This window comes from Lactiplantibacillus sp. 30.2.29 (genome assembly GCF_018991255.1).
Lineage (GTDB): Bacteria > Bacillota > Bacilli > Lactobacillales > Lactobacillaceae > Lactiplantibacillus > Lactiplantibacillus pentosus.
Genome location: NZ_JAGYGU010000056.1, coordinates 1 through 6656, shown reverse-complemented (window position 1 = coordinate 6656; position 6656 = coordinate 1). Strand labels below are relative to the sequence as shown.

Below are 6656 nucleotides of genomic sequence, written 5' to 3'. Positions count from 1 at the left end.
AACCAAACCGCAAAAACCAGATTAATTCCTTGAAACAGCCAATTAATACCAGCTCGACTGTCTGGAAACACTAAGTTAGCGATAATCATCGCCACCCCACACCAAACGAGCACTAAGACAATATCGGCGACGTAAAACAAGAAGACCTTCATACGGGCCTTCACGTCCGGCGTCACCCCGACATTGGGCATATTATTCTGATTCATCAACCTGTCTCCTTTCTTTGAATAGCCTTAGCTTACCTAGTGCTTTTATCATGGGTGCACTACTACCTTGACGACCCAAATAAGCGCACAAAAAAACGCGCCCCCGGTAAGGGACGCGCTAACCAAGACCGTGATGGTACTCACCATCACTAGCCTAGTTGAATACAGGTTGATTTGTTTGCGAGGTAGGTTACTACCACCATTAATAGCCGGTAAGCCATTAACAATTGTTATAATACGTCCTTCCTCTGATAATTGCAACCCTAGTAAATCGAGTCATCAATCTTAATTTCGGGTAAGTTAACCATACTTTGCTTATCCCCACCCTGTTCACGGGCAACAGTCGTTAACACTGTACCAGCCTTGGTTAAGGTCTTACCCGCTGAACGCTTGGACCCACTGGCCATTACCGGTTGCCTACCTGATGCTGACTTTACCTCGTGCGAGCTTTGGGGCTGTGTGGTGGTACGGTCAACTGGAGCGGCATCATTCACCGACCCGGGTTGATCATCAACGGGACGCTCAAGGACCTCTCGCTCATCCTCCTCATAGTCCGAAATGACGCCTTTTGGAATGATGCCATTCGAAATGACACCTTCCGGAATAACGCCTTTGTTTGCTTGATCACCATGTGCTGGTTGTGACATTGGCTCGCTAGCACCATCTTCACGGGTTAAGCCTTCTGGACGATCCGCTGAATTAACCTCTGCCCCAACTGTCGGTGCACCCTGATCAAATTGTTGATCATCATTGCTAGGAACAGTCCCCTCTACAGTTGGGTTTGGTATGGTTCCCTCAAGACTAGCCTCAGTCTCTTTAGCAGTTTCCGTACCAGCCTTATCGGTTGGGGCTTCCTCAGTTGTCGGATCAGGTAAGTTACCATTAGCATTGGTGCTCGTTTCTTTAGTTGGCCCTTGATTAGTGTTTTTATCTGCAGTGACATCAGCTGTCGGATCTGGCAATTTCTCATCTGAATCCTTATCTGGTTCCTGATCAGAATTTACAGTTGGGGCAGGCATCAGCGGCACTTTCTTACCAGCACCATCACCCGTTGCGGTCTCGGTGCCATCAGGTGCAGCTTGAGAAGACGGATCGGCCTTTACGGATTTACCAGCCTCGGCGCTCGTCTCCGTTTCCTCGGTTGGTTGCTGATTGCTTTTTGGTTGATCACCCTGATCGGCGCGATCCATTGTTGGCTGACCAGTGGTTGGATTCGTCTGTTGCTGGTCGTTAGCTTGTGTCGCTTTAGTTGAATCAGGCAGAGCGGACGCCTCACCAGTCAAACCATCAACCATTTTCTGATAAGACCCTTTCATGCCTTCCCGGGCCATGCTAATTCCCTTAACCCCAGCTTTAACGCCTTTAGCCCCTGCCTTAACTCCTTTACCAGCCGCAGTTAGACCCAGTCCGAGACCCATCAGAGCACCTAATGCGGTGCCATTTTTGGATTGAGGTACCCCCGTCCAACGTTCAATCAGACTAACTCCGGACATAAACGCCACAAAACAAGACAGATACATAAGTACTAAGAAAAAGCCGATCGGCAACGCCGAATTTGGATATTGTTTTAGAAAAGACACGCCCGGATTATCGGCTGACCCCAGATAATCTAAGGCAATTAGAAACAGCCGTAAGCCAATCATTTCAGCGAATATCCCGATAAACGAGCCTTGGATTGCTTGCATGACTTCTTTTAACCGTTGATTGGTGCGTAAGTCTTGAAAACCCATCAGCGGCGCTGAGGCATTGAGCATCAAAATTTCAAACCAAGATTTGCCAACGCGAAAGGCAATTAGCCCAAACATACAAGCAAGCAATAAGAGTTGTAAATCGGCGATAACGAAATGGCCAGTATAACGTGGATAAACCGACTCAAAGGCCTTGGTTAACTGACTTTGCTTGCTTGGCAAGGTGGCGTCCTCAACCGTATATTGATTCGTTTCCGCCCCCATTTTTACCCGATGCTTAAAGACATTATCAACACCCTTAGGAATCGCATTCGTTTTTAAATTATCCGACGCAATAACTTCTGAAAGGTCCAAATAGCCAATGTTGTCCGCATTAATCCCGTTATATTTGGCCATTTGACCATCTAATTTCGCCGGATTAACGTCAAACCCTTTTTTGGCTAGAGCTACTGAATCGACAATATTATTCTGAACCGGTTGTACTGCAATGCTGGTTACACCACTGCCATTATTACCAACAATATCTTGGGCACCGGCCGTCACGAATTGACTAAACAAGTTAGTCCCAAACGGCAACATTACTAAGATTGCAATCACCACCACCAAGTTCGTAATCACTTCATGTAGTTTCGTCTTAGCCCGAAAAATATTTTCAACCAGCAAATAACCTAACCCAATCGTTAAAAGCGCGAATCCTAATAACACGATGGTCTTATAAAGGGTGCCCATTTCACCAACATTAAAATTAGAAAAAAAGCCAAACAGTTTTAAAACCGCCATAAACACACTCTCTAAAGCCTGCGCCGTATGATACAGACCTAATAAAATCCACCCATTGACCGTCCCAATAATCTTCTGAATCGCTAAAATATCCGTGTGCAAGACAGCATGCCATGATAGATAAAACTTAACAACTCCATCACCCTGCTCTCCTAAAGAACTGCCGCCCCAATTAAGAATCTTATCTCCTAATTGGTTATTATTAAGCAATGCTTCGGGCACTTGATACCCGGACGCTAGTACCACTAACCACTGAAAAAACGTTGTCATAACCAAACCCCTCTCACTTTCGATTTACAGTTAGCTTACCTACTGCTCATCAAAAGCGAGCAACACTACTCAACTGATATTGGCCGAATATTCCCGGCTTAAAACCCGCCTAGGCGGAGTAGCTTGAATCGTGATCATGCGTCTCACGTGAGGAGTTAGTTATAAACGGTTAGGAGGCGACGGGACGACTAATAACTAAATAACACCCTAGTCTAGCCCAGCTAACTCCCAGCAGGCCTACCCAGTCCCCAACCAAGAAACCCGTGTCCAGAACTATAGATACGTAATGGCATTTTAGAACACTAGATTTTAACCCGTATCTAGCAAGCTCAATTGGGCGTTGTGGTGATGATCTTGGCGATCATCAAGACTCAATTGTTGTAACGCCACTAATTCTTCTGAGGGTTCTAATAACCGAGCAACCGTTATCCAATAGTTTAATCGCTGTTGGCGTTGTAACCTCATCGCATGTTGTAACAAGCTACTACGAGTCGCAAACTTCGTTGCTTGCCGACCGCTACCTTTTTCACGATAAACTAAGCCTTGATCAATTAGATCTTTCAGGGCCTTGGTTAGACTACCTAAGCAAATATTTAATTCTTGGGAAATGTGCCGTAAAGACGTCCTGGTAAACCAGTTATTGTCCCGGAAAATTCTTTGGTTAAAGTAAGCCATAAGATCTGCTTGCCATTCATGGACGTGACTATTAACGCGTTCTGAACGTGGCTTCGCATACTTGTACCAGGTCGTTTGCGAACGCTGCAAATAAACCCGCCTGTCAGCATCGGGAACCCAAGTTTCTAGCAACGCATTCACATATTCACGGCTGGCCGCATGGAACTGACCTGAATAAGCATCATTAATTACTTTTTGAACGTGCTGTGTCGCCAGCGGGTGGTTAAGATTGCTGTTAAATTCGTCCAAAATATCAAAGCATTGGACTTGCGAGACATTTGAGGAATAGCAAGCTAAGGCCAGCGTGAAGATTGTATTGTGCCGACCATAGCCCACGTTTTGATCAATGTCCGTTTGGTTAATTAAGGCTTGAAACCACGGTTGGTCAATCTGGCGACTAGTCCGCCGAGCCTTAAAAGACCGTTGAGTAGTTTGAGCCTTAATTTGGTGCTGATCATTCGCAAAATTAATACTCCAAGTCATTAAAGCTTGGAAGTCAACCGTCATTTTAGGCTCAAAATATTCAATATTGTCTGGTCGCGGAACTCTAAAAACGCCAAAGCTGTTGCAAGTCACATCAACCGCCGGCAACTTTTGCGCGTAGTATTGCTTTAATGACTTAGCAATCGCTTTAGCCGCACGCACTGCCGGCAATTTCCCATTAGCATGACGACGGACGAACACTGGCTCATCAAAGACATAATAGATATGATAGCCCTTGGTAGTCGCCAAAATTAAGGTTGGGAGAAACTGTACGTCTAACATCGCCGTGTCCCAAACCTCGGCAAACTTCGCTTGCCGTTCCTCAGCATCACCGTAGTCAACGTCAACCACTAACGTATTGATCTGACTTAAATTTTGTTCCTTAGTGCCTTTTACATAATGCTTAGCCGCATCAGTATAGGTGAGGTAGTTAAAAATATTGGGCGTCCAATGCGTGCTGTTAGTATAGTTATCGTAGACTGCTTCTTTGGAGGTATAAATCGTCCCCCAGCTTTTCGCCATTTGGGCTTTACTGCGATACATGGCAATCGCACCTTGCTTATTTTGCTTCTCCGGAATCGTTTTTTCTAACTTCAAGACGTTACTATGCTGGGCTTTAGTTTCCCGTAACCCTTGATGCAAAATCAAATCAATCGCTTGTTGTGCTGTTTTCATCGCTGACATACTGCTCACCCCCTACTAAAAAAGAACGCCGTAGCGTTCTTAGTCATCATTTTTATGTATTAGAATTAAACGTTCAAACACTAGATTTTTAAGCAATCGCTCCAGTTAACGTGGCTACTTGGTATTTAAACCCCAACTTGGCTCTTAGGGCGGTCAAATTCATCAAACTGCATTCTTGCCAAACGTAACTGGTACGAGTACAATTAACTCATTCGTTGATAGTTCTATGAGTTCCCGTGATTAGCCCCACGGGGATTTTTTGTTTATTTAATTTTTAATTGGGATTAGCTTAACAGGTTTCAACAAACATGGAGCACTTCTCCCTCTAGACTTAACTACACAAAAAGCAGATTAAGCCGCCCACTGGGATAACTTAATCTGCTTTAACTAAACCTATGTATGCGTTTAACTCGACTTTTCGACTGGCATATTCCTAATAGGTTTAGTATAATATTCCTATCAGGCAACTAGAGTTGACTACTTTTAGTAGTTCATATCCTAGCTTGCCATCTATAAAGACGAGCGTTAAAGGCGATCAAGTATCCCGGTACTTGGTTTGCTGATCAGAGAGTTACTGGAAATAACTCCTTGATCGACGCTCTTTTTTGTTAACCTAAATATAACATAGTTACAAATTAAAGCAACCTTAATACAAAAGAAATATCACTGTTTTTGTAACAAGTTACTTGTTACATGTTACAAGTAACTTGTTACAAAAATATGTTTACAAAATCGCCTTTTTGTATTATATTTAGGTTATTGAAAGAGGTGGCTTCATGACTAAAGTAATAACAATCGGTAATTTCAAGGGTGGGGTTGGAAAAACTACAACTAGTTGTCTTTTTTCCTATTTATTAGCTGAAACTAAAAGAAAAGTATTATTAGTAGATTTTGATCCTCAAGGTAACGCTAGTGAAATTATGAAGAAAACATACCCAAAGATCATTAGCAAACCCAAAAATGAATTTATGAATGGACTAAAATTATTTGACCTGTCTCAGTCTGTGACAAAATTTACTGACTACTTTGATATGTTAGTCAGTGATTGGTCACTATCCGCATTCCCAGATATGCTAGAAGAGTATAGAAAAGATGAGCGTAAATACCTTCTTGATAAACTTCTAAGTAATATAAAGAATGATTATGACTTTGTTTTAATCGATATACCACCAACTTTATCAAACTTTGTCAATAACGCTGTTTTAGCTTCGGATTACATTATAGGTGTACTGCAAACTCAGGAACAAGCATATTCTAGTACATTAAAATTTATTAGCTATCTTCAAGACTTGACCGAGTACGAATCACACTTCGATTTACTTGGCATAATTCAATATCTTGTGAAGATAGACGGTCGCGTTGATCAAGAAATTATCAAAGACGCTTCAGAATCACTTGGCCCAGCATTGTTCCATGAAAATATCTATCAAAGAGAACGCGTTAAAAGATTTGGTAGAAGTGGTATTAAAAATAATGACCTTTGGGACAAGCGAGTACTGCACATGTACAAAGTAGTTTTAGATGAAGCATTGACACGAATGGAGAAATAAAAATGCCTGAAAAGAAAAGTCTTCTCAATCAGATTCATGCAAAAGAAAGGCTGGAAAGTAAAACAAGCCCATTTGCTAAAGAAGAAAAAACAAAACCTCTTAGAGTCAAAGAGAGCAAGTATGAACTCATAAATGAAGTTGCGTATAAACAGAAAAAAACTAAAGTAGATGTATTGGACACTATTCTAGAAGCTGGGATAAGTGCTTTAGGGCTTAGTAACAAGTAACTTGTTACTTGTTACTTGTTACTTGTTACTTGTTACTTGTTACTTGTTACTTGTTAAAAAAAGTCACTTTAAAAAGTGGCTTTTTTTTACACC

At 42.3% G+C, this 6656-nt stretch carries 4 protein-coding genes and 1 pseudogene; 2 read left to right on the top strand and 3 right to left on the bottom strand.

The window, feature by feature from the left end:
• From KGF65_RS16065 to KGF65_RS16055, 3 genes and pseudogenes are all read right to left on the bottom strand, one after another.
• Positions 1-206, bottom strand: a pseudogene (locus tag KGF65_RS16065) (hypothetical protein); the annotation flags it as partial.
• A gap of 263 nt (positions 207-469) precedes the next feature.
• Entirely contained in the window at positions 470-2944 is a 2475-nt protein-coding gene (locus KGF65_RS16060; protein ID WP_216788244.1) for a pLS20_p028 family conjugation system transmembrane protein, read from the bottom strand.
• Between the two features lie 309 nt (positions 2945-3253).
• Positions 3254-4786 carry a primase C-terminal domain-containing protein gene (locus tag KGF65_RS16055; protein ID WP_155430191.1) on the bottom strand — a complete coding sequence of 511 codons (1533 nt, stop codon included), beginning with the start codon at positions 4784-4786 and terminating at the stop codon, positions 3254-3256.
• A gap of 776 nt (positions 4787-5562) precedes the next feature.
• On the opposite strand from KGF65_RS16055, the gene KGF65_RS16050 reads away from it, so the two are divergent.
• Together KGF65_RS16050 and KGF65_RS16045 are read left to right on the top strand one after the other, a co-directional pair.
• Positions 5563-6336, top strand: a complete 774-nt coding sequence (locus tag KGF65_RS16050; RefSeq protein WP_056988831.1) for a ParA family protein — start codon at positions 5563-5565, stop codon at positions 6334-6336.
• A gap of 2 nt (positions 6337-6338) precedes the next feature.
• Positions 6339-6563, top strand: coding sequence for a hypothetical protein (locus KGF65_RS16045; protein ID WP_056988833.1), 225 nt, complete (start codon positions 6339-6341; stop codon positions 6561-6563).
• Positions 6564-6656 lie beyond the last annotated feature (93 nt).